The 24,964-nt window shown below is 68.8% G+C and carries 24 protein-coding genes; 11 read left to right on the forward strand and 13 right to left on the reverse strand.

The genetic code is table 11. The annotated features are described in order from the left end of the window. Positions 1 to 54 precede the first annotated feature (54 nt). The 4 genes from MRBLWH10_RS06155 to MRBLWH10_RS06170 all read left to right on the forward strand — a co-directional run bounded on the left by MRBLWH10_RS06155 (position 55) and on the right by MRBLWH10_RS06170 (position 2,504). The gene (locus tag MRBLWH10_RS06155) at positions 55 to 639 is read left to right on the forward strand and encodes a pyridoxamine 5'-phosphate oxidase family protein (protein ID WP_341942017.1); all 585 of its coding nucleotides are present in this window, start codon (positions 55 to 57) and stop codon (positions 637 to 639) included. Further along, complete coding sequence (locus MRBLWH10_RS06160) at positions 636 to 1,070, forward strand: cupin domain-containing protein (RefSeq protein WP_341942018.1); 435 nt, start codon at positions 636 to 638, stop codon at positions 1,068 to 1,070. Before MRBLWH10_RS06155 ends, MRBLWH10_RS06160 begins: the two co-directional genes overlap by 4 nt. After that, positions 1,058 to 1,696 (forward strand): HAD hydrolase-like protein, encoded by a 639-nt coding sequence (locus MRBLWH10_RS06165; protein WP_341942019.1) that lies wholly within the window; start codon positions 1,058 to 1,060, stop codon positions 1,694 to 1,696. The genes MRBLWH10_RS06160 and MRBLWH10_RS06165 overlap by 13 nt, the downstream gene beginning before the upstream one ends. Before the next feature lie 76 nt (positions 1,697 to 1,772). Then, positions 1,773 to 2,504: a hypothetical protein gene (locus tag MRBLWH10_RS06170; protein ID WP_341942020.1), complete on the forward strand. Its 732-nt coding sequence runs from the start codon at positions 1,773 to 1,775 to the stop codon at positions 2,502 to 2,504. A gap of 4 nt (positions 2,505 to 2,508) precedes the next feature. Here the strand turns inward: MRBLWH10_RS06170 and MRBLWH10_RS06175 are convergent, their stop codons facing one another. The 4 genes from MRBLWH10_RS06175 to MRBLWH10_RS06190 are packed head-to-tail and all read right to left on the reverse strand — an operon-like array spanning position 2,509 to position 4,507. Next, entirely contained in the window at positions 2,509 to 3,321 is an 813-nt protein-coding gene (locus MRBLWH10_RS06175; protein ID WP_341942021.1) for an SURF1 family protein, read from the reverse strand. Further along, positions 3,318 to 3,512: a hypothetical protein gene (locus tag MRBLWH10_RS06180; RefSeq protein ID WP_105673006.1), complete on the reverse strand. Its 195-nt coding sequence runs from the start codon at positions 3,510 to 3,512 to the stop codon at positions 3,318 to 3,320. Before MRBLWH10_RS06180 ends, MRBLWH10_RS06175 begins: the two co-directional genes overlap by 4 nt. Beyond that, complete coding sequence (locus MRBLWH10_RS06185; RefSeq protein ID WP_341942022.1) at positions 3,509 to 3,859, reverse strand: DUF3099 domain-containing protein; 351 nt, start codon at positions 3,857 to 3,859, stop codon at positions 3,509 to 3,511. Before MRBLWH10_RS06185 ends, MRBLWH10_RS06180 begins: the two co-directional genes overlap by 4 nt. A gap of 51 nt (positions 3,860 to 3,910) precedes the next feature. Continuing rightward, positions 3,911 to 4,507, reverse strand: a complete 597-nt coding sequence (locus MRBLWH10_RS06190) for a DUF4190 domain-containing protein (RefSeq protein ID WP_341942023.1) — start codon at positions 4,505 to 4,507, stop codon at positions 3,911 to 3,913. A 135-nt stretch (positions 4,508 to 4,642) separates the two neighbouring features. On the opposite strand from MRBLWH10_RS06190, the gene MRBLWH10_RS06195 reads away from it, so the two are divergent. Then, complete coding sequence (locus MRBLWH10_RS06195; RefSeq protein WP_341942024.1) at positions 4,643 to 5,353, forward strand: beta-ketoacyl-ACP reductase; 711 nt, start codon at positions 4,643 to 4,645, stop codon at positions 5,351 to 5,353. Positions 5,354 to 5,356: 3 nt separating this feature from the next. Here MRBLWH10_RS06195 and MRBLWH10_RS06200 read toward each other — a convergent pair whose 3' ends face one another. The 4 genes from MRBLWH10_RS06200 to glgC all read right to left on the reverse strand — a co-directional run bounded on the left by MRBLWH10_RS06200 (position 5,357) and on the right by glgC (position 13,692). Continuing rightward, positions 5,357 to 6,052, reverse strand: a complete 696-nt coding sequence (locus MRBLWH10_RS06200) for an alpha/beta fold hydrolase (protein WP_341942025.1) — start codon at positions 6,050 to 6,052, stop codon at positions 5,357 to 5,359. A 9-nt stretch (positions 6,053 to 6,061) separates the two neighbouring features. Beyond that, positions 6,062 to 11,569: a glycosyl hydrolase family 8 gene (locus MRBLWH10_RS06205; protein WP_341942026.1), complete on the reverse strand. Its 5,508-nt coding sequence runs from the start codon at positions 11,567 to 11,569 to the stop codon at positions 6,062 to 6,064. Positions 11,570 to 11,768: 199 nt separating this feature from the next. Then, positions 11,769 to 12,404 (reverse strand): phosphoserine phosphatase SerB, encoded by a 636-nt coding sequence (serB, locus tag MRBLWH10_RS06210; RefSeq protein WP_341942027.1) that lies wholly within the window; start codon positions 12,402 to 12,404, stop codon positions 11,769 to 11,771. Between the two features lie 46 nt (positions 12,405 to 12,450). Then, the gene (gene glgC / locus MRBLWH10_RS06215; protein WP_105673013.1) at positions 12,451 to 13,692 is read right to left on the reverse strand and encodes a glucose-1-phosphate adenylyltransferase; all 1,242 of its coding nucleotides are present in this window, start codon (positions 13,690 to 13,692) and stop codon (positions 12,451 to 12,453) included. Between the two features lie 47 nt (positions 13,693 to 13,739). On the opposite strand from glgC, the gene glgA reads away from it, so the two are divergent. From glgA to MRBLWH10_RS06230, 3 genes are all read left to right on the forward strand, one after another. After that, positions 13,740 to 14,924, forward strand: coding sequence for a glycogen synthase (glgA, locus tag MRBLWH10_RS06220; protein ID WP_341942028.1), 1,185 nt, complete (start codon positions 13,740 to 13,742; stop codon positions 14,922 to 14,924). Positions 14,925 to 14,941: 17 nt separating this feature from the next. After that, positions 14,942 to 15,727: an ABC transporter ATP-binding protein gene (locus MRBLWH10_RS06225; RefSeq protein WP_341942029.1), complete on the forward strand. Its 786-nt coding sequence runs from the start codon at positions 14,942 to 14,944 to the stop codon at positions 15,725 to 15,727. 91 nt (positions 15,728 to 15,818) lie between these two features. Further along, entirely contained in the window at positions 15,819 to 16,076 is a 258-nt protein-coding gene (locus tag MRBLWH10_RS06230) for a type B 50S ribosomal protein L31 (RefSeq protein ID WP_017202258.1), read from the forward strand. A 64-nt stretch (positions 16,077 to 16,140) separates the two neighbouring features. Here the strand turns inward: MRBLWH10_RS06230 and MRBLWH10_RS06235 are convergent, their stop codons facing one another. The 3 genes from MRBLWH10_RS06235 to MRBLWH10_RS06245 are packed head-to-tail and all read right to left on the reverse strand — an operon-like array spanning position 16,141 to position 19,773. Then, positions 16,141 to 16,425, reverse strand: coding sequence for a hypothetical protein (locus tag MRBLWH10_RS06235; protein ID WP_341942030.1), 285 nt, complete (start codon positions 16,423 to 16,425; stop codon positions 16,141 to 16,143). A gap of 53 nt (positions 16,426 to 16,478) precedes the next feature. Then, positions 16,479 to 17,726 (reverse strand): alpha/beta fold hydrolase, encoded by a 1,248-nt coding sequence (locus MRBLWH10_RS06240; RefSeq protein WP_341942031.1) that lies wholly within the window; start codon positions 17,724 to 17,726, stop codon positions 16,479 to 16,481. Between the two features lie 46 nt (positions 17,727 to 17,772). Next, the gene (locus MRBLWH10_RS06245; RefSeq protein ID WP_341942032.1) at positions 17,773 to 19,773 is read right to left on the reverse strand and encodes a DUF262 domain-containing HNH endonuclease family protein; all 2,001 of its coding nucleotides are present in this window, start codon (positions 19,771 to 19,773) and stop codon (positions 17,773 to 17,775) included. Between the two features lie 125 nt (positions 19,774 to 19,898). Between MRBLWH10_RS06245 and MRBLWH10_RS06250 the strand changes: the two genes are divergently transcribed. Together MRBLWH10_RS06250 and MRBLWH10_RS06255 are read left to right on the forward strand one after the other, a co-directional pair. Then, complete coding sequence (locus MRBLWH10_RS06250; protein ID WP_105673018.1) at positions 19,899 to 20,672, forward strand: hypothetical protein; 774 nt, start codon at positions 19,899 to 19,901, stop codon at positions 20,670 to 20,672. 176 nt (positions 20,673 to 20,848) lie between these two features. Next, positions 20,849 to 21,352 carry a DUF3145 domain-containing protein gene (locus MRBLWH10_RS06255; protein WP_341942033.1) on the forward strand — a complete coding sequence of 168 codons (504 nt, stop codon included), beginning with the start codon at positions 20,849 to 20,851 and terminating at the stop codon, positions 21,350 to 21,352. A gap of 135 nt (positions 21,353 to 21,487) precedes the next feature. On the opposite strand, the gene MRBLWH10_RS06260 is transcribed toward MRBLWH10_RS06255, so the two are convergent. Continuing rightward, positions 21,488 to 22,888 carry a PLP-dependent aminotransferase family protein gene (locus tag MRBLWH10_RS06260; RefSeq protein ID WP_341942034.1) on the reverse strand — a complete coding sequence of 467 codons (1,401 nt, stop codon included), beginning with the start codon at positions 22,886 to 22,888 and terminating at the stop codon, positions 21,488 to 21,490. A gap of 95 nt (positions 22,889 to 22,983) precedes the next feature. Here MRBLWH10_RS06260 and MRBLWH10_RS06265 point away from each other — a divergent pair, with 95 nt between their 5' ends. Then, positions 22,984 to 23,649 (forward strand): hypothetical protein, encoded by a 666-nt coding sequence (locus MRBLWH10_RS06265; protein WP_341942035.1) that lies wholly within the window; start codon positions 22,984 to 22,986, stop codon positions 23,647 to 23,649. Between the two features lie 63 nt (positions 23,650 to 23,712). Here the strand turns inward: MRBLWH10_RS06265 and MRBLWH10_RS06270 are convergent, their stop codons facing one another. Then, a complete protein-coding gene (locus tag MRBLWH10_RS06270; protein ID WP_223586347.1) occupies positions 23,713 to 24,951 on the reverse strand; it encodes a beta-ketoacyl-ACP synthase II in 1,239 nt (412 codons plus the stop codon). Positions 24,952 to 24,964 lie beyond the last annotated feature (13 nt).

Raw genomic sequence — 24,964 nt, forward strand, 5'->3', positions numbered from 1 at the left:
CCCGTCGTCGACCGCGCGGGGTGCTCTGTCGGCGCTCGGTCGTAGTCTGGGGGCGTGCCGAAGGAATCTCCCGCCCCCGTCGTCGACCGTTTGCGTGCGCTGGCCTCGCTGACCGGACGTGCTCCGGTCCTCGCGCCGGATGCTCTCCCGACCGACCCGGTCGCGCTGTTCCTCGAGTGGCTCGAGCGCGCCGTGGCGGCAGGGGTTCCGGAGCCGCACGCGATGACGCTCGCGACCGTGGACGCCGAGGGGATGCCCGATGCGCGCACCCTCATCCTGAAGGACGTGTCCCCGCAGGGCTGGGCCTTCGCGGGTCCGCGCTCCTCGGCGAAGGGCGAGCAGCTGGCGGCGCGTCCGGTCGCGGCGTTGAACTTCTGGTGGCAGCCGCAGGTCCGTGCCGTCCGCGTCCGCGGACGCGTCGAGGAGGCGAGTCCCGAAGAGAGCGCCGCTGACCTCGCTGCGCGCTCCGCCGCCGCACGCGATGGGGTGGCCGCAGGCGACTGGGTGCTGTGGCGTCTCATCCCCGACCGTATCGAGTTCTGGCAGGGGTCAGGCGATCGGCGTCACGCGAGAATCGTGTACACGAGGGATGCCGCGGGCTGGAGCCGCAGCGGCGCAGGAACGGAGGACGGACGATGACCGGATATCAGGTGACGGAGATCGGCGCGCTCGACGAGTGGCGGGGGCACTTCGGCGGGTTCGACGAGGCGCGGTCCCGTGACGGTCGTCGCGTCGTCGATCACGAGCTCACGATGCAATTCATCGGGATGACGGCCAATGCGCTCCTGCCGGGCGAGGAGGCCGGGTACTGGCACGTGCACCGGAAGGTCGAGGAGGTCTACGTCTTCCTCGGCGGGCGAGGTCAGATGGGCCTGGACGACGAGGTCGTCGAGGTCGGACCAGGCACCGTCATCCGCGTCGGGCAGGGTGTCGCCCGCACCTGGCGTGCACGTCCAGACAGCCCAGTCGAACTGCGCTGGCTCTGTGTGCGTGCCGGAGGTGAGGAGCTGCCGCACCTTCCGGACGACAGCTCCCGTCTTCCCGAGCGTCCGATGCCGTGGACGGACTGACGCGCGTCCGCGCGGTCTGCTGGGACTGGAACGGCACGCTGCTCGACGACGCGGCCCTGTGCCGACAGGTGATGAACCGCGTGCTGTCGGAACACGGACTCGACGAGCTGGGGGATGCTTCGGCCTACCGCTCCGCGTTCCGCTTCCCGATCCGCGATTTCTACGCCGACCTGGGCATCCGCGGCGCGCAGTTCGAACCGGCTGCCCGGAGATACCTCGAGCTCCTCGCGCGGCGCACGGGGGAGGCCTCGCTGCACGCCGGTGCGCACCGCACGATCGCGGCCGTCGCCGGACTCGGACACCGGCAGGTTCTCGCCTCGGCGACCCTGACCGACGTCCTGAGCGCGCAGATGGCGCCGCACGGCATCGCCGATGAGTTCGAGGCCGTGCTGTCCATTGACGATCCGTTCCGCGCATCCAAGCACGATGCGATCCAGGTCTGGCTCGCCTCGTCGGGACTCGACGCCGACGAGGTGCTGATGGTCGGCGACACCAACCATGACCGGGAGATCGCCGACGCCCTCGGCGCATCCTTCGTCCATTTCGACGGCGGACACCAGGTCGCACCGGGAGAGCGGACGCGCATCGCCGCCTTGGAGGAGCTGATCCCGCTGCTCGCCGGCTGAATGTCTGCGGTCGATGAGACCATGTGCCGTGCGCACAACAGACGTCCGGTTGCCGGATCAGCCATCCTCGCCCCCGGTGTTCGATGACGATTTCTCCACGGGCGTCGATCCCGCCCGCTGGGTCGCGCACTATCTCCCGCAGTGGACCGTTCCTGAGCGGTCGGAGGCGAGGTACGCGAACAGCCGCGACGGTCTGGAGCTGCGCATCGAGGCGGATCAACTCGACTGGCGTGCTGAGGACGCGCCTCTTCGGGTATCGAATCTCCAGACGGGCGTGTTCTCGGGCCCTCCGGGGTCGGCGCGGGGGACCCACCGTCACCGCCCCGATGGTCTCGTCGTGCGCACCGAGACGCCGATGAAGCTGCTGTTCGCACCGGATCACGGCCGCATCGACATCACCGTGAGCGCCAGCAACGATCCCGGCTGCATGCTCGCGGCCTGGCTCGTGGGAACGGAGCATCTGTCCGCCGATGACTCGGGAGAGATCTGCGTCTTCGAGATCGATGCGGACGCGATCGGCGCGTCCACGGTCGCTCGCTCCGGCGTGAAGGCGCATCACGACCCGCGGATGACCACCGACATGGCCGAGGTGACGCTGCCCTTCGACGCGAGTCTTCCGCATACGTGGACCGTCATCTGGGGAGCGGGGGAGACGATCATCGGATGCGAGGGGGTCGTCCTCCGCAGAATCCACCAGGCGCCGGAGTACCCGCTGTTCCTGCTGATCGATCTGTTCGAGACGGCGTCGCCCTCCGGCGAGTACCCGAAGACGGCGATCGTCCGTCGGGTCCGTGCGTGGGACGGCTGACGGGTCAGCGGGCGTCGAGCAGTTCGTCCTCGATGTCGGCGTCACGGTCGCGGCTGCGCCTGCGCTTCTCCTTCGCCGGGATGCCCTCGACCTCTTCGCGGTGCTTCACGATCTCGGTGCGGATGATGTATCCGATGAAGATGAAGCCCATGATCGCGAACAGGATCCACTGGATCGCATAGGACAGGTGAGGGCCGGGGTCGTCGGTGGGGGAGTCGAAGGTGCCGAGGGGTGCGGCCGCCGGCTTCTCGCTGACGAGCTGGCCGTAAGCGCTGGTCACGACATCGTCGCCTCCGACGAGCGCGGCCACCGTCGGCAGGTGGATGGTCGCCACCTGGCCTTCGGCGGCTCCACGGCCGGACGCGGGGAGCCTCTCGCCCGGTCGAAGCCGCACGACGACCTCGACCTCTCCCTGCGGCGGTGCGGGAACGGCGTCCGGGGTGTCGCCCTCGCCGGGCGCGACCCACCCGCGATCGACGATGAAGACTCGGCCGTCGTCGGTCTGGAACGGCACCAGGATCTCGAAGGCGACCGTCCCTCCGTGCGGGCGGTTGCGGACGAGCAGCTGCTGGTCGGCGAGATACGAGCCGTTCAGCGTCACCGGATGCCATTCGTCGCCGGCGTGGAAGCGTCCGTCGGATCCGATCAGATCGTCCAGGGGCACGGGATCGGCCTCGTAGTTCTGCTCGACGAGGGCGATCTGCTCGGTGCGGGAGGCATTGCGATCGAACTGCCAGTGCGACAGGAAGACGCACGCGATCGCGAATCCGATCGCGATGAGCACGTACACCATCCAGCGCAGCATCCGCTGGCTCATGCGGGGACTCCGTCTCTGATCGTCACGGGGAAGTCCCTTGCCGCGAGATAGTCGTGCAGGAATCCCGCGTGGTCGTCGCAGGCGAGCCAGATCTTCTCGCGATCGGCCGCATGGATGCGCGGGTTCCGCCACACGACCTGCTTCGTCGCCGCGCTCCGGCAGCCGGCGCGCGAGCACTCCAGTGCCGTCACTCCTCGTCCTGCCGACGTTCGTGGATCGTGATGATGTGCGTCTCGGACGGCGTCTCGACGGTCTCCGATAGGCGAGTCGCCTCGATCTCCTGCACCGGCGATTCGGCGGTCGTCTCCGTGCTGTCGCTGCCCGCGTTCGCGAACACGACCGCGATGTAGGGGAGGACGGCAGCCGCGATCCCGAACACCCAGGTGTACCACCCGTAGGGCTGGACCAGCGCCATCAGTCCGAAGCACACCACGCGGATCGTCATCGTGAGCGCGTAGCGGCGCACGCGATGGTCGGCCTCGTCCCGCGGCGACTGCGGCAGGGAGGTGACGGCGGGCACCAGACGCTTGTTCTTCACGATGCATCCAGCCTACGCCGCCGGGGAGGCTGTGGAGCTCGCCGCAGCGGATCAGCTGTTGACGAGGAACGGCAGGGAGAAGGCGCCGAAGAACAAGAACGCGAACAGGACGATCGCGATCTGCGCGACGAGGAGCCCGATGCCGGCGTAACCCGTGATGAGTCCCGCGATGGCCATGCCTCGGCCGCCGAGGGCGGGGTTGCCCTTGATCTGCTTCAGAGCCATGTGGCCGGTGATGACGGCGATGATGGAGGCGACGACGGGGGCCCACAGCCAGAACAGCACGAGTCCGCCGATGCCGCAGATCAGCGACGTGAGCGCGAGTCCGCTGTTAGGACGGGGAGCCGCGTACCCCTGGGCGCCGTACGGATACCCGGGGGCCGGCTGGGTCGGGGGCACCGACGCGTAATACTGCTGCTGGGGTGCGGGTGCGCCGTACGCGGGCGGAGCTGCCGGAGCCGCGTACGGCTGCGGAGCGGCGGGGGCGCCGTACGGGGGCTGAGCCGGGGGATAGGCGGGAGCCGCGCCGGGGTATGCCTGGCCGGGAGCGCCCGCCGGGTAGGCCTGGGGCGGAGAAGCGGGCGGAGCTGCCGGAGGCTGGATCGGCTGCGGCTCGCCTGCAGGGCCGGGGATGCTGTTGTCGCTCACGTCGAAGCCTTTCGTCGCCTTCAGCGTTTCAGTCGCGTGTTGTTCTGTCAAACGTCATCCCGGTCGCACACGGCATCATCGATAGGATCGATGTCGACCAGGCCACGGACCCAGCCGGCCGGATCAGGAGTGGAAATGAGTTCTCAGCGCGTCGTCCTCGTCACCGGAGGCAACCGCGGCATCGGACGAGCGATCGCCGAGCGATTCGTCCGCGACGGCTACCGCGTCGCGGTCACCGTCCGCAGCGGCGAGGGGCCTGAGGGCACACTCACCGTCCGAGCCGACGTGACGGATGCCGCTGCGATCGACGCCGCCTTCACCGAGGTCGAGGAGAAGCTCGGTCCTGTCGAGGTCGTCGTCGCGAATGCCGGGATCACCAAGGACACGCTGCTGCTCCGCATGAGCGAGGACGACTTCGACAGCGTGGTCGCCACCAATCTCGGCGGCTCCTTCCGCGTCGTCAAGCGGGCTTCGAAGGGAATGCTGCGCGCCCGCTTCGGTCGCGTCATCCTCATCTCCAGCGTCGTCGGTCTCTACGGTTCGGCCGGCCAGATCAACTACTCGGCGTCCAAGAGCGCCCTGGTCGGGTTCGCCCGTTCACTCACCCGCGAGCTGGGCGGCCGCGGCATCACGGCGAACGTCGTCGCACCGGGCTTCATCGAGACCGACATGACGGCGGAGCTGCCCGAAGAGACGCAGAAGCAGTACAAGGCGAGCATCCCCGCCGGGCGCTTCGCGACGCCCGACGAGGTCGCCGGCGTCGTCACCTGGCTGGCGAGCGACGAGTCCGGCTACATCTCCGGCGCCGTCATCCCCGTCGATGGCGGTCTCGGGATGGGGCACTGACCCTCATCTCGACGCCGCGGCGTCGATAAGCGCCGCGAGACGTTCCGGCGCGGAGAACTGCGGCCAGTGCCCTGATCCGATGCGCACGACCTCGGCGTCTTCGATGGCGCGGTACTCCTCGGCGTACGGACCCCACTGCTCGAGCAGAGACTCCAGGGTCTCCTGGTCGAGCCCTCCCATGAGGAGCGTGGCGGGAACGCGGTAACGGGCGTCTGCGGAGAGCGCGATCGGATCGGTCGGAACCCGCGCCGGAACGCTCAGCGCCAGGGGAGCCGTGCGCGCCCTCGTCGCCTCGTCGAGATCGTCGACGTCTTCGGGAGGGAAGAAGTCCCACCCGGGGAAGGGGACGACGCCGTCGATCGTCTCGAACTCACTGATCCCCTGGCCAGGCGGCGGCGGTACCGTGTCGACGAAGACGACGCGAGACACCGCATCGGGCCGCGCATCGACGACGCCCCACGCGACGTTGCCGCCTCCGCTGTGTCCGACCACCACGACGGGGCCGTCCACGGCATCGACCGCTGCGACGCCCGCTGCCACCCAGTCCGCGATGCCGATGTCGGCGGACTCGGAGGCCGGTGCGCCGACACCGGGCATGGTGAGAGGATGCACGCGGTGCCCCGCCCTTTCCAGGGCGGGGACCACCTCGTTCCAACTGGACGCGTCGAGCCAGAGACCGGGGATGAGGATGATGTCCATGCGCAGACCCTACGCGTCGCCTCCGACATCCGTCGAGCGTCCGGATCGTCCACCGCGTCCGCGACGGATCAGCGCGATCCCTCCGACTGCGATGAGCGCCAGGCCACCGAGGAGCAGCCAGATCGGCACGCTCCCGCCCGTCGTCGCGAGTCCTCCGCCGTGCGGGGACCCGGGGGTTCCCGGGTCGACGGGCATTCCGCCGCCGGACTTCGGGGTCGTCACCGCGGCGACATCGCTGGGCGACGACTCCTGTCCGAGTGCGTCCACCGCGGTCACGTGATAGCGGTAGGTGGTGCCGCCGACGAGGCCGGAGTCGACGAAGGACGTGCCCTCCGCGACGCTCGCGACCGCCACGCCGTCGCGGAAGACGCGGTAGCCGATCACCTCGGCGCGGCCGGTGGCCGCGGTCTTGAGCATTCCCGCCGTGCTCTGCCACTCGAGTCGCACGGAGGTAGGCGCTGTCGCGGTGGCCGTCAGGCCCGTCGGTGCGACGGGCGCGACGGCCGTCTCCGGCAGACCGACCCCGGTGGGTGACCACCAGTTGCCCGACACGACGATCAGGGACAGCATCCGGATGCTGTCGCCGAAGTACGTCGTGACCGGCTCGGCGGTGTTCGCCTCCCAGAGCGCGTCGAGCCACTCCTGGTTCCCGCCCTCGACCATCGCGCTCACCGTGAACGGCGCCGAGAACGCCAGGTCGGTCCACTCGTCCAGCGGCTGCCCGTCGAGGGAGTACCCCTGGGCGATGGCCGAGGGATCGCCGTGGGTCGCGGTCTGCAGCCACGAGTTCATCGTCGACAGCTGCTCCTGAGCGCGATCGTCGCCGGTGAGGAGATAGTCGGTGCCGAGGCGCCACGGCACGCGGCTGGCGTTCCAGTTGTACGCGCCGTCGTTGTCGTCTTCCAGGAATCCGGGATCCACCGGTCGGTACCCGGCCCCGTCGCGGATCGCGAAGTCGGGCAGCAGACCCGTCGTCGGGCTGAAGCGCGAGAAGAGGTCGTGAGACGCCGACTGCGTCGCGTCCACCACGTCGGTCCAGCGCGGGTTCCCCGTCGCCTTCGCGAAGTCCTTGAAGTGCTGGAGCATGAAGTCGGAGGTGCGCGTCGACCTGCCGAAGACGATCTCGTCCCTGGTCCAGTCGCCGAGGAGGATCACGTCATCCGTCGGATGGACCTCGCTCCTCAGGATCGCCGCCATGAGACGACGCGCCTCGGAGAGGTAGTCGAACGCCCCTCCGCTGCCCCACTGCGCGTCGGCCATGAGCAGCGCGTAGGCCATGTCGAGGTCGCCGTCCGATGCCGCGTCGTCACCGTACTCCTCGCCCTCGTCGTCGACCTCCGTCGTGTTGACGATCGCCGTGCCGTCATCCCGCTGCTGCCAGGCCATCAGGTCGGGATCGACGCTGCTCGGGTGGGCCTTCGCGAAGCGCAGCAGCGCATCGAACAGGGTCTGCGCCTGCGGATCGTGCCCGGCCATGATCGCGGTGATGAGCATTCCGTAGCCGTTGGACTCCGACGTGGTCACCGCATCGGGGGCGTCTTCCCCCGCCTCGCCGTTGCCGTTGTAGTAGACGTAGTACTGGTCCGACTCGTAGGGGTTCTGCGTCAGATACGCGTCCTTCCACGCGTCGTAGAGGGAGGCGACCGTCGCATCCATCCGCTCCTGGCCCACGCCGGGACGCAGCGTCCCCGGTGCGTAGACCGTGTGCTGACCGAACGGGCGCTGCGGATCCGTCGTCGTGGGGTTCCGCGGGGTCGACACCGTCGCCGGGGTGCTCTTCGCCGACTCGTTGCCCGCGGCATCGTAGGCGCTGATCCGGTACTCGTGGGTCGTGCCCGGCTCGCGCCCCGCGTCCTGGAAGGTCGTCGTCGTGGTCCGCGCGACCAGTTCGCCGTCGCGGAAGACCTTGTACCCGGCCACCGCGACGTCGTCCACCGACGGCAGCCAGCTCACGTTCACCTGGAACGGCGACGCCGCTCTGAGGGTCACGCCGACCGGGGCCGACGGAGCCTTCTCGTCATCAGAGACCCGAGGCGGAGCGACGGCCACGGGCGCGGAGTTGTCCTTCGCGCCCACGGCGCGCACGACGAACTCGTAGCGCACCGTGGGGTCGTCGGAGATGGGCTGGACGAACGTGTACTGCTCCTTGCCGGTCTCGGCGGGGATGTACGCGCTCCAGTTCACGCCCACGCGGTCGTTCTTCTCGTAGATGCGATACCCGCGCACGGGCTCGACCGAAGCGGTCGGCGCCTTCCAGGAGAAGGACGCCGCGCCGTCGGCGATGCGCACGCTCGCGTCGCGTACCGGATCGGGGGTGCCGTCCGTGCGGGTGATCGAGTAGTGGTCGAACTCGCGCAGTCCGTCGGAGCCGGCGATCTCGTCCTCCTTGGCCGCCGTGTACGCGGTGAAGGACAGGGTGTCGCGCGACACGGAGAAGTCCACGAACATCTTCTTCTCCGGCTGGGCATTGATCGCCGCGAAAGAGGTGTCGCACCCTTCCGGCGTCTCGTAGAACTTGTTGCCGAGCGCGTTGGGCATCAGGTAGAGCACGCCGTTCGGATCCGTCACGTCGTACTGCACGACGATCTGACCGTTCTCATCCGTGATGGTGTCGACCGGGTGGCCGTCGCGCATCTGGTGGGAGCGCATGTACATGTGGTCGTGCGCCTCGAGCACCACGTCGACCGCCGTCTCCTGGAAGATCGGAACGAGCGTCTTCTCGTAGAACGCGACGCGGTCGGCCTCCCAGTTGCAGACGTTCTCTCCTGCGGAGTAGACGCCCTTGTGCAGGGACACGAACTTCCACCGCTTGTCGGTCTCGGCGACGGTGCGACGAAGCCAGTCGAGCTGCTTGCTGAACTGCGGATCGACCCAGGCGGTGTCACCGTTCTCGTCGAGTCCTCCGCCGTACTGAGAGTTGAACTGCATGAACAGGGCGTCGCCGTACTCGAACGAGTAGACCGAGCCCTCGTGGGCGCCGGTGCCCGCGGCATCCCGGGGCTCGTTGAAGTGGTTGAAGAAGTTGTTGTTCGGAAGGGTTCCCGAGTCCTCCACCTCGTGCCCACCGAGGACCGGTACGTAGGGCACGGTGGCGAACTGGTCGGCGGCGCTGTTGAGCATCCACTGCCACTGCTCCTCGAGGTCCCCGTTGTCGACGAGGTCGCCCGTGACGAGGAGGAACTTCGGGTCGTCCACCTTCGCCGACGCCTTCTCGAAGGTGTCCTGCCACTCCAGGAAGCTCCCGAGATCGGAGGCCTGGGAATCGGATCCGAAGAGGAAGTGGAACGGCTCCGCGATCGCCGAGTCCGTGGTGAAGCTGCCGATCCCGCCCCAGCCGTTCGGTGTGCCGTCGCCGACGCGGTACACGTAGGAGGTTCCGGGGGCGAGCCCGTCCGCCGTCGCCTTGTGGCTCGCGTACTTCGTGGTGCGGCGCGCCTCACGGTCGCTCTCCGTCACGAACGTGTCGATGATCTCGCTCTTCCCGTCGAACTCGATCACGCCGTCGTCGGGGAACTCCTCGCCGTCGCGGGCGCCTGCGGGAGCGATCTGGACGTGCGTCGCCGTGACCTCCGGTGGGGTGTACCAGGCGAAGCTCATCGAGGTGCGGGTGTCGCCGTTGAAGTTCATCGAGAACGCGGTGGGTGTCTTTGCCAAGGTGCTGAAGCTCCAGACGATGTCGCGGACGGGGGAGACGCCGTCGGCACCCGCGATCGACGCGGCCGGAACCGTGACCGTGTAGCGGTGTCCGAATCCGAAGTCCCGGTGGGCGATCGACACGAGGTCGTCCTTCGCGGTCGGGACGACTCCGGATGCCGCGGCTCCGGTCTCGTCGACGATCGAGATGGAGGAGGCGTCGACGATCGAGACGTCCTTGTTGACGCGAAGGGTCACGGGCGCGGCGAGGTCGACGGTCGCCGCGGCATCGACCGGGGCCGTCTGCACGTCGACGGTCGGGATCACGAGCGGGGCGCCGTCGATCCGGTCGCCCGTGATGCGGATGTTGCGGAGGAAGCTGTCGCCGTAGCCGCCGACGGTGGTGTTGTCGTCGGTGTTGGAGGGCGTGTCCGTGGCCTGCAGCCAGCGCAGGAACAGCGTCGAGGCCCCGGATGCGGCCGCGGGCAGCGGGACGTCCGTGAGGCGGCACGTGTCGTCAGGGCAGGTGAAGGTGTGCGTCGCGGTCTTGATCGTGGAGTCGGGGACATCGGTCCAGGTGACCCGGTCGGTGCTCATCTGGACGACGAAATCGCGGGGACCCGAGCCCGAGGCGCTGTGCTCCGACGAGAGGGCGAGGTTCTCGAAACCGACGGAGGACAGCGAGGCCAGCCAGTACTTGGTGCCGGCGCCTCCGCCCCAGCCCTGCACGGAGATCGCGTTGCCGCGGTCGGCGTGGAAGCCGTACTCGCCGCGGGTGCCGACGCTGGTGAGGGCGGAGTGGTCGGCATAGGCGCCGTCGGTGGCCCAGAAGACGCCGTCGTCGCCGTCGTCGGTGAACGCCCACTCCGCCACGGAGTCGCGAGGGGCGGCGGGGGTGCGGAAAGACCACACGATGTCGGATGCCGGGGCGATGCCGTCCGCCGCTCCGGCCACCGCGGCGCGGGGCACGGTGACGGTGTATCCGCGTCCGGGCTGGAGCGGAGCGTGGGTCAGCGAGAGCTGGGTGCCGTTCGCGGTCGCGGCGACGCCGGCGACGGGGGAGCCACCGTCATCGATGACCGATGCCGTGGCGCCCGATGCGAGCGCGATCGGCTTGTTGAACGTCACGGTGAGCGCAGCGTCCAGCGGCGCGTCGACGGCGCCGTTCAGTGGGGAGAGCGCGGTCGCGACGGTGGGCCGCTCGACCGGTGTGCCGGTGGATGTGCCGGAGACCGAGATGTCGCGGATGCGGCTGGAGCCGGTCGCGCCGACGGTCGATCCGCTCGCGCTGGTGGTGGAGGTCACCACCCAGCGGATCGCGACGTCGGCGCGGTCGGCGGCGGATGCCGGCAGCGGGAGCGACGCGACGGAACCGCCGCTCGCGAAATCGGTGCCCACGGTGACGGCGCCACCCGGCACGTCCTGCCAGGTGCTCTGGCCGTCGGTGCTGACCTGCACGGCGAAGTCGCGCGGCCCCGAACCGGACGAGCGCTGCTGCGAGGTGAGAGTGAGGTCGGCATAGCCACGGGTGTCCAGGGCGACCACCCACCCCTTGATGCCCACGCCGTCGTTCCAGCCCTGGTATCGCACCGAGCGCTCGGCCTCGTCATACGTGTAGGAGAGCAGCGGGTCGGTCGTGACGGGACGCAGGCTCGCGGCGGTGTCCGCGCCGCCCGTGGCAGTGAAGACGTTCGCGGCCGGACTGGCGTCGACGACGGAGGGCGCCGTCGCGAAACGCCATTCCGCCACCGATTCGGGTCCGGCGGCCTGCGCGGCCGGAGCGATGAGCGCCGAGAGCGTGAGAGCCGCGGTGATCGCGGCCAGGGTGCGCACGACTCCGGAGCGGGAGAGCCGGTGCGGGTGCGTGGTGTCCGAGGAGGTCATCGAGTGTCCTTCGTGGGGCGGTCGGCGGCAGCGACCTGTGAGGCGAGGGTGGATTTCGATAGTAAAGATCATTTACGATCTGTTACGGGAATGCTATCCACACGCGAAGGCACGGGTCAATGACGAGAGACCGAACGGGAGGAGAGTTCATCCGCCGGCACGAAAGGCGCATCGGCCGTTCATCGGCCGGTACGGGACGCTACGGAAGCAGAGCGATGACCTCGCCGAGGTCCTGTGGGCCGATGACCAGGCTGGCGGCGGCGCGGACGGCCGGCTTCGCATTGAACGCGAGTCCGAGGCCCGCGGCCGCCATCATCCTCAGGTCGTTGGCGCCGTCGCCGATCGCGATCGTCGCAGACGACGGCACGCCGAGATCCGCGGCCCATTCCCGCAGCGATGATGCCTTCGCTTCGGCGTCGACGATCTCGCCGTCCACGCGACCCGTCAGCGCTCCGTCGGAGACCTCGAGCCGATTGGCGCGCCAGCGGTCCACACCGAGACCCGGAGCCACGTGGTCCAGGATCTCGTGGAATCCGCCGGACACGACGCCCACGACCCCGCCGCGTTCGTGCACCGCCGCCGTGAGCTCTCGGACTCCGGTCGTGGGCTCGATGCGGGCCAGAACCCGTTCGAACGACGACACCTCGACGCCCTGGAGTGCCGCGACGCGTGAGCGCAGGCTCGTGGCGAAATCGACCTCGCCGCGCATGGCCGCCTCGGTCGCCGCCTGCACCTCCTCGCGCCGTCCGGCTTCGTCGGCGAGCAGCTCGATCACCTCATTGCGGATGAGGGTGGAATCGGCATCGAGGACGACGAGGAAGCGCGCGGAGGTCACGGATTCGAGCCTAGCGACAGCCGCCGAGCTCGAACGCCGCATGACGTCAGCGGTCGACGAAGACGCCCTTGCCGACCACGGTGATCCCCGAATCCGTGACGGTGAAGCCACGAGCCAGGTCGCGTTCGCGGTCGACGCCGACCGTCGCGCCGTCGGCCAGCACGACGTTCTTGTCGAGGATCGCCCTGTGCACGCGGGCGCCGGCGCCCACGCGGACGTGATCGAACAGGACAGAGTCGGTGATGGTCGAGCCGCCTCCCGCGAGGGTCCACGGGCCGACCACGCTGCGTTCGACGTGCGTTCCGGAGAGCACGCAGCCGAGGGACACGATCGAGTCGATCGCGTTGCCGATGCGTCCGACCGAGTCGCGCACGAACTTCGCCGGCGGGGAGTTCACCGCCTGCGAGTGGATCGGCCACTCCATGTTGTAGAGGTTGAACACGGGCAGCGTGGAGATCAGATCCATGTGCGCGTCGAAGAAGGAGTCGATCGTACCCACGTCCCGCCAGTACGAGCGGTCGCGCGGTGAGGAGCCCGGCACGTCGTTCTGCTTCATGTCGTAGTAGCCGGCCTCGCCCCGTTCGACGAAGTAGGGGACGATGTCGCCGCCCATGTCGTGGCCGGAGGTCGGGGACTCCCCGTCTGCCTCGACGGCGGCGATCAGCGCGTCGGCGTCGAAGATGTAGTTGCCCATCGACGCGAGGACCTCGTGCGGCGAATCGTCGAGCCCCTCGGCGTCCGTGGGCTTCTCCAGGAACTGCTTGATGCGTCCGGACTCGATGTCGGCGTCGATGACCCCGAACTGCGAGGCGAGGGCCAGGGGCTGTCGGATGCCGGCGACCGTGGCCTTCGCGCCCGACGCGATGTGCGCGTCGAGCATCTGCTGGAAGTCCATCCGGTAGACGTGGTCGGCGCCGATGACGATCACGATGTCGGGCTTCTCGTCGTTGATCAGGTTGAGGCTCTGCAGGATCGCGTCGGCGGAGCCGGAGAACCAGCGCTTGCCGAGCCGCTGCTGGGCGGGCACCGAGGTGACGTACGAGTCGAGGAGGGCGGACATCCGCCAGGTCTGCGAGATGTGACGGTCGAGGCTGTGGGACTTGTACTGGGTGAGGACGACGATCTGTCTCAAGCCTGAGTTTATGAGGTTCGAGATGGCGAAATCGATCAATCGGTACTGTCCGCCGAAGGGCACTGCAGGTTTTGCGCGGTCAGCCGTGAGGGGCATGAGACGCTTGCCCTCGCCGCCGGCGAGGATGATGCCGAAGATCTTCTTTGGAGCGGACATGGCTCCACCCTAGAGTGCCAATCCCTGCGTGTACTAGCGTTTCGCACATGCGAGTTGAAATGATCACGAAGGAGTATCCGCCGGAGATCTACGGCGGTGCTGGCGTGCACGTCGCGGAGCTCGTCACGGCTCTGCGAGAGAGCATCGAGGTGCGTGTCCGCGCCTTCGGCGCGCCCCGTGACGAACCGGGGACGTTCGCGTATCGGACCCCCTCGGAGCTCGCCGACGCGAACGCCGCGCTGCAGACGCTCGGCACCGATCTCGAGATCGTCTCGGCGATCGCCGACGCCGACCTCGTGCACAGTCACACCTGGTACGCGAACTTCGCCGGTCACATCGCCTCGCAGCTGCACGGCATCCCGCACGTGCTCACCGCGCACAGCCTCGAACCCCTCCGACCATGGAAGGCCGAGCAGCTCGGCGGTGGCTACGCGGTGTCGAGCGGGATCGAGAAGCTCGCGTACGAGAACGCCGCCGCGGTGATCGCGGTGAGCGCCGGCATGCGCAACGACATCCTGCGGAGCTACCCGAACGTCGACCCCGCGAAGGTCCGCGTCATCCACAACGGCATCGACGTCGAGCGCTGGCGTCCGGTCCAGAACCCGGAGTTCCTGGCGTCGATCGGCATGGACCCGTCGAGGCCGTCGGTGGTCTTCGTCGGACGCATCACGCGCCAGAAGGGGCTGCCGTACCTGCTGCAGGCTGCAGGGCGGCTGCCCGCCGATGTTCAGCTGATCCTGTGCGCCGGCGCTCCGGACACTCCCGAGATCATGGCGGAGGTGCAGGAGGGCGTGCGCCTGCTGCAGCAGACCAGAGAGGGCGTCATCTGGATCGAGCGGATGCTGCCGCGCGACGAGCTCTCCGCGATCCTCACGGCGGCGACCACGTTCGTCTGCCCCTCGGTCTACGAGCCCCTCGGCATCGTGAACCTCGAGGCGATGGCGTGCGGCGCCGCTGTGGTCGGCACTGCGACCGGCGGCATCCCCGAGGTCGTCGCCGATGGTCGCACCGGACGCCTGGTTCCGATCGAGCAGGTGCAGGACGGCACCGGCACCCCCGTCGATCCGGAGAAGTACGTCGCAGACCTCGCCGCGGTGCTCACCGAGGTGGCGTCGGATCCGGCGAAGGCGAGGGAGTACGGCGAGGCCGGTCGCGCTCGTGCACGCGACGAGTTCAGTTGGGGTGCGATCGCCGACACCACGCGCGCGCTCTACGCGGAGCTGACGGACTGAGCAGATAGGCTGGCAGCATGCCAAGCGCTCTGGAATTCACCGACGTCGTCGTGCGCCGCGAGGGGCGCAACATCATCGATCACGTGACCTGGCAGGTCCAGGACGATCAGCGCTGGGTCGTCCTCGGGCCCAACGGTGCGGGCAAGACCACGCTCCTCCAGCTGGCCGACACGCTCATGCACCCGACCTCGGGAACGGTGACGGTGCTGGGGGAGACCCTGGGTCGCACGGACGTCTTCGAGGTGCGCCCGCGCATCGGCTTCGCGTCGTCGGCGATGGCCAAGAGGGTGCCGAGGGACGAGACGGTGCTGAACACGGTCCTCACGGCCGCGTACTCGGTTCTCGGCCGCTGGAACGAGCTCTACGAGAGCATCGACGAGCGCCGTGCGCTGCGCGTCCTCGCCGAGTGGAAGCTGGACCACCTCGCCGACCGCACCTTCGGCACGTTGAGCGACGGCGAGCAGAAGCGCGTGCAGATCGCGCGCGCCGTGATGACCGATCCGGAGCTCCTGCTGCTGGACGAGCCGACCGCCTCTCTCGATCTCGGATCCCGCGAGGAGCTGCTGAGCCTGCTCAGCGGCTACGCCTCGTCGCCCACGACCCCGGCCATGCTCATGGTCACGCATCACGTCGAGGAGATCCCCGTCGGCTTCACCCACGTGATGCTGATCCGCGAGGGCAGGGTCGTCGCGGCAGGGCCGATCGCGGAGACCCTCACGGCCGAGTCCCTCACCGAGGCGTTCGGCATGCCGATCGTGCTCACCGAGGATGGCGGACGCTACGCCGCGCGCGCGGCATCCTGACCGCCCATCTGCTAAACTCGATCCTTGGTGCTCACCGCACCGCAGACTTCCCCGACTCTGGCACAATCCAGGGCATCAACTAAGGAATCCCATGAAGACTGACATCCACCCCGACTACAAGGCCGTCGTGTTCCGCGACCTCGGCTCGGGCGAGACCTTCCTCACCCGTTCGACCGTCACGAGCGACAAGACCATCGAGCTGGACGGCGTGGAGTACCCCGTCATCGACGTCGAGATCTCCTCGGCCTCGCACCCGTTCTACACGGGCAAGCAGCGCATCATGGACTCGGCCGGTCGCGTCGAGAAGTTCAACCAGCGCTTCAAGGGCTTCGGCGGCTCCTCCAAGTAAGGACCGCCGCGAAAGGCCCCGCTCTCCTCGGAGAGCGGGGCCTTCGTCATTTGCGCGCACACAGTCAGATATCGACCGTGATGCGTCCCTCGTCGATCGTCCAGGGCGGATCCCCCGGAGCCGGCGCTGGGGCGGTTCTCTTGGTCTGGCGATCCCGTTCGATGCCCGCCTCATGCGCGGTGGGAGACCAGACGCTGTCGAACACGCCGACCAGGCCCCCGTTCGCCATCTTCTCGTACTTCTTCTCGATCGGCCTGCGCGAGAAGGAGTGCACCATGCCCGACACGAGCATCACGGGACCGATGCCCAGCACGATGACGATCGTCGCCCATCCCAGCACGTCCTCCATGCGCCCAGGCTACGCGGGGCGCGCGACGTCGGCATCCGTCGTGCGGGGGATTCTCAGCGGAGGCGGCGGCCCTGCGCGAGATCGACGAGGTGCGACAGCACGGGGCCCGACCGCAGGCCGTTGTGCTCGTGCTCGCTGGTGACCCAGAGCTGCACGCCCGGCAGCAGCGCGGCCGTCTCGAGCGAGAACTCCAGGGGCACGTAGACGTCGTTCACATACACCGCGGCCGCTCCGGTGGCGCCGGACGACGCGATCGTGTCGGCGTCGTAGATCGACGGCCACTCGAACTCGGCGAGCTCCAGGACGACCTCACGCCACGGCTGGAACGCGGGGACGGTCTCCGTCCACTCGCGGCGGATGTGCTCGCCGGTGAACAGCGTGACGTCGTCGACGAAGTCGGCGGGCTCGACGCGCTCCGCCGACCACCGCGTCGCCTCACCGCTGGCGTAGCTCGACTCGTGGAATGCGAAGTAGAGCGGGTTGCGGCCGTCGAACGGCATGGCGTGCATCAGGTCGTAGCGGAAGGCGTTCGACGAGGGCTCCCGCTCCAGGAGCGACCAGAGGGTCTGCCAGCCGTCGTTCGTTCCCAGGGCGGAGCCCACGGAGCGCAGACGGGACGCGGAGACGACCTCGCCGTCCGGCAGGGTGATGCCACCCGCGCTCGCGAGGTCGACGAGGCGGCGCATCGCGTCGCGGTGCTCCGGGAAGCGGCGGTAGTACTTCTCGGATGCGGTCCGCATCTTGTCGTAGCAGAGGGCGTACACCTCGTCGGCGGAGCGCGTGACGGTGCTGAGGCCGCCGGTGATGAAGACGTTCTCGAGGGATGCGGCATCCGTCGTCAGGTATGCGAGGGTGGTGAACCCGCCGAAGGACTGCCCGAGCACGCTCCAGGTCGCAGCGCCCAGGTGCTCGCGCATCGCCTCGCAGTCGCGCACGATGGAGTCTGCACGCAGATGGGTGAGGTGCTCGGCGACGGCCGTCGAGCCCCGCTGCAGATCGGCGTCTCCCACCGGGGTCGACAGGCCCGTTCCGCGCTGGTCGATCATGACGACGCGGTGGTGGGCGAGTGCCTCGTCGAGCCACGCGGGGGCGGTCGACGAGTGGAACGGCCGCGGAGCCTCGTGGCCGGGGCCGCCCTGCAGGAAGACCAGGTAGGGGAGCGCCTCGCCGCCCTCGCGCGACACCACACGGGCGAACACGTCGATGGTGCGGGGATCGGACGGATCCGACCACACCAGGGGAACGGTGAGCGTGTGCTCTTCGACGGTCAGATCCAACAGGCGACGGACAATGGTGCTCACCCGTCGAGCCTATCGTCCGCGACGACGGGAATGCCGTCGAGAGCGACTACATCACGTTGCCGATGTAGGAGTACTTCACGAACACCTCGGAGGCGAGGCCCGATTCGTCGAGCACGCCCTGCACCGCGGTCATCATGTAGTTGCTGTCCCAGCCCATGTAGAGGAAGTGCGATTCGTCGAGCTGGTCCCAGTGGCCCTTCCACGCCATCTCCGCGTAGATCGGCCCGCCGTGCGTCGCGCAGTAGGAGAGGGCGGCCTCGCGCGTGTCGGTCCAGGCGCGTCGCATGACCCGGTTGAAGAGGTACTTGACGTCGGGCACCTCCCAGCGCTCTCCGCGGTACTCGACGTAGTCGAACTCCCGCTCCCAGCCGGCCGGCCAGCCACGTCGCCGCACGGCGTCGAGGATCGGGGTGAGGCCGTCGTCGTCGATCTCCGGCAGCGCAGGACGCGCCCAGATCCGCAGCAGATCGGAGGTGAGGAGGATCGTGCGCCGAGTGATGGCCGCGGTGCTCCAGGCCTCCGTGTGCTCGAGGTCGCGGGTCGCCGGCACGGAGCTGCGAGCGTAGGCCTCGGCTCGCTTCACCGGATAGGCCGCGCCGAAGACGCGCTCGGCGAGACGCGGCTCCAGGAGGGTGAGGTTGCCGAGCGTCGGGGCGAGCGCGCGGAGGCTGTTCTGCTCGTCGTCGCTGTAGTCGTTCCAGCTGCGGACGCCGTCGCCGGACCAGGTGTCGTGGGGGACCGCGGGCACGATCCGTTCGACGTCGTAGTCCTGGGGATTCTCGACGCCCTCCAGCCTGCCCAGCACGTACGCGGCGTGGGGGAGCTCGCTGTACTTGAGGACCGCGCTCACACGCTCGTCGGAGGGGGTGATGCGGGCGAACGCCCGGGCCAGCGCGTCGCGACCCTCCGCACGCGCGCGGCAGAGTCGGGCGACCAGACGCTCGTTCGGCAGGTTGACCAGGGTGCGGCGCAGATAGAGGGTCTGGATCCACTCCAGCGTCTCGATGAGCTCGTCGCGGTCGATGACCCCTCGGGAGTGATCGCTGTAGACGCTCAGGACCAGCGGATACGCGGCGCGCCCGAACGTGTTCACGTATCCGAGCTGCCGGGAGATCTCCGCATCGGGCTCCCGAGAGGGATCGAGCAGGATGCCGTAGATCTCCGCGTAGTGGCGCCAGACCTCGGCATCCGACTGGAGATGCTCGACGTCCACCCGCGGGAAGGACTGACGGAAGGCGCTGTACACGCCGTGCTCGCCGTTGGCCGCCACCTCGCGCCCCGTCGTCATCACGAGGTAGTGGCGCCAGAACGCGCCGATCGTCTCGCCGGTGTGCTGCTCGATCGGCAGCCAGAAGCGCGCCTCGACGTCGAGCTGCTCGGCGTGCGTGAGTCCCATCAGGATGTAGTTGTGGATGAGCTCGTGGTCGCGCAGCGGCTCCCCGGTGGAGTTCAGGCTCTCGAAGATCTGCTGCGCGTTCGCGTCGGCGCCGAGCGTGATCGAGACGTGCTCGAGGCGCTGCAGCCCGCGCCAGATGCGGGGCGCTTCGTCGACGTGCACCTGGCTGCGGAAGAAGGCGTAGTTGTCGTCGAACCGCGACTCCCGGTCGACGTCGTCGCGACGGTCGAGCACCACCGACTCGTACAGGTCGGCCCAGGCCTCGTGCGGGCGGAGCCGGGTGCGGGAGGAGTCCTCGTCGCGGACGAGGACCGCGCTGAGCTCCGCGGCCAGCTCAGGGTCGGTGTCTCCGACCGCGTGGTGCAGTGCGGCGACGAGCAGCATCAGCGTGGTGAGACGCTGCTGTCCGTCGATGAGGATGAGATCGCCGTCGGCAGCCGTGTCGTGCGCCGAGAGGATGGACCCGATGAAGTGCCGGTGGCCGTGCTCCTGATCGGCGACCGCGCGGATGTCGCTGAGGAGGCGTTCGCATCCGCCGATGTCCCAGCGGTACTGGCGCTGGTATACGGGAACGACGATCGTGGTGGATCCGGCGGAGAGCCACTCGATCGTGTTGACAGCTGTCGCCTCGACGTTGGTGGCAGAGCTCATGGGAAAAAGTCTATTCGGTTATGCACGGCGACCCTCCGGTGCGCGATCAGGGCGCCCTGTTAGGCTTGCCTTATCAGGGCCTGTTAAAACGTGCTGGCCCCCGATGAAAGGATCTGGTTCAGATCATGGGATACATCAAGTCCGCAGCACTCGAGGACAAGGGCTTCGTCGTCCTCGACAGCTACAACCAGGAGCTCGATCCCCAGGAGTGGCTCGACATCGAGTACAACGACTGGAAGTCCTCGGGCGACACCCGTTTCGCGCCTCTCGCGAGCGCCAAGGGCGAGATCGAGTGCAACGGCTTCTGGAACCACAAGCCGCCGCGCACCGACAAGGACGGCGTGTGGATCGACTCGCAGACCGCCAAGGCGCCGAACCTCACGCGCCGCGCGCAGGAGCCGGGAGCCAACGTCGGCCGCTGCCGCGTGATCGAGCTGCAGCCGACCCCGTACGGCGAGTGCCTCTACAACCTCCACCAGGACGACAACAACCGTCTGAACCCCGACGGCACCGGCTGGGTCGTGCGCGGCTTCTTCAACCTCACCGATGACAAGGACAGCTTCTTCGTCCTCCGTGAGAACCGGACCGACCCGAGCATCGAGTACCGCATCGCCCTTCCGGCCGGCGCGCAGCTGATCGTCGACACCCAGCGCCTGTGGCACGCCGCCACGCACGTGGGCACCGACCCCCGCTACTGCCTGATCACCTCGTGGACCTCCGGTCCCGAGCTCGACGCCTACATCGAGAAGTACAACGGCACGCAGGACGTCCCGAACGTCGAGGTCCCGCAGGATGTGCTCGAGGCGGGCTACGCCGAGCAGGCTCAGCGTGACGCCGCTCGCGCCGCCTACTACGCGGCCAAGGGCCAGCAGGTCAAGATGGCGATGAGCGAGGCCTGAGCCTCCGTCTCATCGAAAGGGCCCCGGTCGACATCGACCGGGGCCCTTTCTCTCTGTGAATCACATGCTTGTGATTTCTCCTGATCTGGGCGACAATAGGCGCACAACCGCATATTCTCGCCAGTTCTCGTGGTTCAGGTCGTTGGGGAAGACGCACCTGATGAAACGGAGAGATCATGGCGACGGCTTACGCACGCGGAGTGGTGTTCATCCACTCTGCGCCTCGCGCGCTCTGCCCGCACCTTGAGTGGGCAGTTGGACGCGCTATCGGGCGTGCGGTGAACTTCGACTGGACCGAGCAGCCGGTGCTCGACGGCGCCCGTCGCGCCGAGTTCTACTGGGACGGTCCGGTCGGAACGGGTGCAGCTCTGGCGACCGCGATCCGCGGGTGGGAGCACCTCCGTTTCGAGGTGAGCGAGGATCCGACTCCTCGCAGCGACGGCGGCCGGTGGATGCACACGCCCGATCTCGGCATCCACTATGCGCAGACGGACGCCGCGGGCAACGTGGTGATCGGCGAGGACCGCATCCGCTACGCGATGGAGATCGCGGCGGGAAACGTGGCCGAGCTGGAGCGTGAACTCGACATCGCGCTCGGCTCGGCCTGGGACGAGGAGCTGGAGCCCTTCCGGCACGCGAGCGATGACGCCCGCGTGGTCTGGCTCCACAAGGTGGGCTAGCCCCATGCTCCGGAGACCTGGGATGGGAAGGCGTGAGTATCGGATGCCGGTGATTCGCCCCGGACGCTGAGAAGACGTATCCCCATCCTGAATGACGAGGACCCCGCCCCCATCAAGGGACGGGGTCCTCGTCTGTCACACCACGGCCTCGTGCCGCAGCTCGCCGCGCTGAGGCGAGCCGTGCCGCACCTCGTCCCAGGCGAGGCGCAGCCGGTTCATCGCCTCCGCCATGCGCTCAGGCGGGAGGGTGATGGGGATCCTCAGGCGCCTCTCGAGGACGCCCCCGGTCGTGAAGCGAGGGCCGGGCGGCAGGACGAGTCCGTGGGAGCGCGCCGCCAGGGACAGCGACGTCGAGATCGGTGCGCCGAGGTCGACCCAGGCGGAGAGGCCGCCGGGAGTAGGTGGCATCGTGATGCCCTCGAGCCCGATCAATCCCTCGGCCACCGCCGCTCGTCCGGCGCGCAGCCGGGTGCGGACGTGATCGGTGAGCGAAGACATATCGGAGAGCAGCTCGACCGCGATGCACTGCTCGAGCAGCGCGGTTCCCAGCTCGAACGATGGACGGGTGGCGAGAAGCCTCGTGATCACCGCCCGATCGGCGCGGATCCACCCGACGCGCATGCCGCCCCAGGCGATCTTCGACATCGAGCCGACCGTGATCACCTCGGGGCTGAACGCCGCCATCGGGAGCGGGGACGAGCCGCGGTCGATGTCGAGCTCGGTCGTGGTCTCATCGACGATGAGCCGCGTGCCGGAGCTGCGCGCCGTGGTCGCGATGCGCGCCCGCTCCGGTTCCGGCAGCGTCGCACCGGTGGGGTTGTGGAAATCGGGGATCAGGTACGCGACGTGCGGACGGCTGCGCAGCAGCGTGTCGGTGAAGTGCCGGTGGTCCCAGCCGTCGGCATCGACCGGGGTCGGTACCAGCCGGTACCCGTGACGGTGCAGCGCCTCCAGGGCGTGCGGGAAGGTGGGCTGCTCGACGAGCGCCCGCTCTCCGCGTCGGCCCATCGCCGCGAGGATGAGGTTCACGGCGTTCAGCGCGCCGGAGGTGATGATGATCTCGTCGGCATCGGTGTCGACGCCGCGTCGGGTGAACCGCTGCGCGACGGCGTCCCTGAGTTCGGGGAGGCCCTGCAGCGAGTACCCGCTGGTGCCGCGCATGGCCGCGAGACGGGGGAGCGAGCGGACGGTCGCGTCGTACAGTCCGGGAGTCGAGTCCATCGACGCGATGGAGAGGTCGATGGCCGACTCGTCGTCGCCGCTCCTCGCCGACGGCGCGACGTTCGGAAGAGCCACCCTCGTGCTTCCGCCGTGCAGGCGTGTCACGAAGCCGTCGGTCTCCAGCAGCCCGTACACGCGGGTCGTGGTGGAACGCGAACGCCGCAGCTCGAGGGCGAGCGCGCGTTCGCTCGGCAGACGTTCGCCGATGGTCAGACGCCCGTCGAGGATCAGGGCGCGGATCCGCTCGGCGAGGGCCGCGGCGGTGGCGCCGGCGACGTGCTGCGCGCCGAGCTGATCGACCAGACGAGATCCCATGCACCCAGCATGCCGCAAAGTGGCCTCGTCTCGTCAGGCCACTTCTCGTCGAGTGGCCTCCCTTTCGGCCCTCAGGGGCAGGCCACCATGGAGGGATGCTCCTCCGATCCGTCTTCCTCCCGATCACCGCCACGAGCCGGCGCGACCTCGTCGAGCGCATCGTGCAGCTCGTCCTCGGCCTCTTCCTCTACGGTGTGGCGCTGGGACTGATGGTGCGCGGCGGCATCGGTGTCTCGCCCTGGGATGTTCTCGCGCTCGGAGTCTCCGGCCGCACCGGGATCGGATACGGCGTCGTCACGAACCTCGTCGCGCTCGTCGTGCTGCTCCTGTGGATCCCGCTGCGACAGCGGGTCGGGCTGGGAACGGTCCTCAACGCCCTGCTGATCGGCCCCAGCGCCGACCTGACCCTCGCGCTCGTGCCCGCGCCATCGTCGATCTGGGTGGGAGCGCCGATGTTCGTCGCCGGCCTCCTCCTGCTCGCGTTCGCCACAGGGCTGTACATCTCAGCCGACTTCGGTCCAGGACCGCGCGACGGCCTGATGACCGGGCTGGTGCGCAGGACCGGGTGGCGCGTGTGGATCGTCCGCACGCTCATCGAGGGCACCGTGCTCGTCGTCGGGTTCCTGCTCGGCGGACCGGTCGGAGTCGGCACCGTCCTCTTCGCCTTCGGAGTAGGGCCGCTCATCGGCTGGTTCCTGCCCTGGATGACGAGGGTGCGCACGGCGCGTTCTCGCCGGCTGTCCCCGGCTTCGAGCCGCTAGCCGCGGCGCCAACGACGAAGGCCCCCGGGAGATTCCCGAGGGCCTTCGTCGTTCGTCCTGTCGTCAGTCGGCGCTGGCGAAGACGGCGACGGCGTTGTGGCCGCCGAAGCCGAACGAGTTGCTGATGGCGATCTGAGGACCGTCGCCCAGCGGCTGCGGCTCGCCGGACAGCCGGAAGGGCACGGCCGGGTCGGGCTCGGTCATGTTGATCGTCGGAGGAGCGACGCGGTCGCGGAGCGCGAGCAGGGCGAAGATCGCCTCCAGCGCCCCGGTGCCGCCGAGCAGGTGCCCGGTCGAGGCCTTGGTCGCGGACACCGGGATCTCGTCGATCCGGTCGCCGAAGACCTTCTTGAGTGCCACGTACTCGTTGGGGTCGCCCACGGGGGTGGACGTGGCGTGCGCGTTGATGTGCGTCACCTGGTCGGCGGTGATGCCCGCCTCGCCGAGGGCGTGGGTGACAGCGCGGGCGGCGCCGTTGCCCTCGGGGTCGTTGCCGGTGATGTGGTACGCATCAGCCGTCACGCCGCCTCCGAGGACGTAGCCGTAGATCTTGGCGCCGCGGGCCTTCGCGTGCTCCTCGGTCTCGAGGATGAGCACAGCAGCGCCCTCTCCCATGACGAAGCCGTCACGGTCGATGGCGCCAGGGCGCGATGCGGTCGCGGGGTCGTCGTTGCGACGCGAGAGCGCCTGCGCGGACGCGAACGACGCCATCGTGATCGGGTGGATGGCCGACTCGGCACCGCCGGCGATCACGACGTCGGCGAGCCCCTCCTGCAGGTGATGGAAGGCGTGGATGATCGACTCGGTGCTGGAGGCGCAGGCGCTGACGACGGTCTGCGCGTAGGCGCGCGCCGAGAACTGCAGAGACAGGTTGCCCGCGGCCGCGTTCGGCATGAGCATCGGGACCGTGAGCGGCATGACGCGACGGGGCCCCTTCTCGCGCAGCGTGTCCCACGCGTCGAGGAGGGTCCAGAGGCCGCCGATACCGGTGGCGAAGTCGACGCCGAGGCGCTCGGGGGCGACCTCGGGCGATCCGGCATCCTCCCACGCCTCGCGTGCGGCGATCAGGGCGAACTGGGAGGAGGGGTCGAGACGCTTCGCCTCGTGGCGGGGGAGCACTTCCTCGGGGCGGACGATCGCCTCTGCGGCGAAGGTCACGGGCAGTTCGTACTGCGCGACCCAGTCGTGCTCGAGGGTCCGGGTGCCGGAGACGCCTGCGAGGAGGTTGCTCCAGTTCTCGGGGGCGGTCCCGCCGATGGCGGAAGTGGCGCCGATGCCGGTGACGACGATGCGCTTGGTCATGGTGTGGTTCCTT

The sequence above is a fragment of the Microbacterium sp. LWH10-1.2 genome (assembly GCF_038397765.1).
GTDB classification, from domain to species: domain Bacteria; phylum Actinomycetota; class Actinomycetes; order Actinomycetales; family Microbacteriaceae; genus Microbacterium; species Microbacterium natoriense.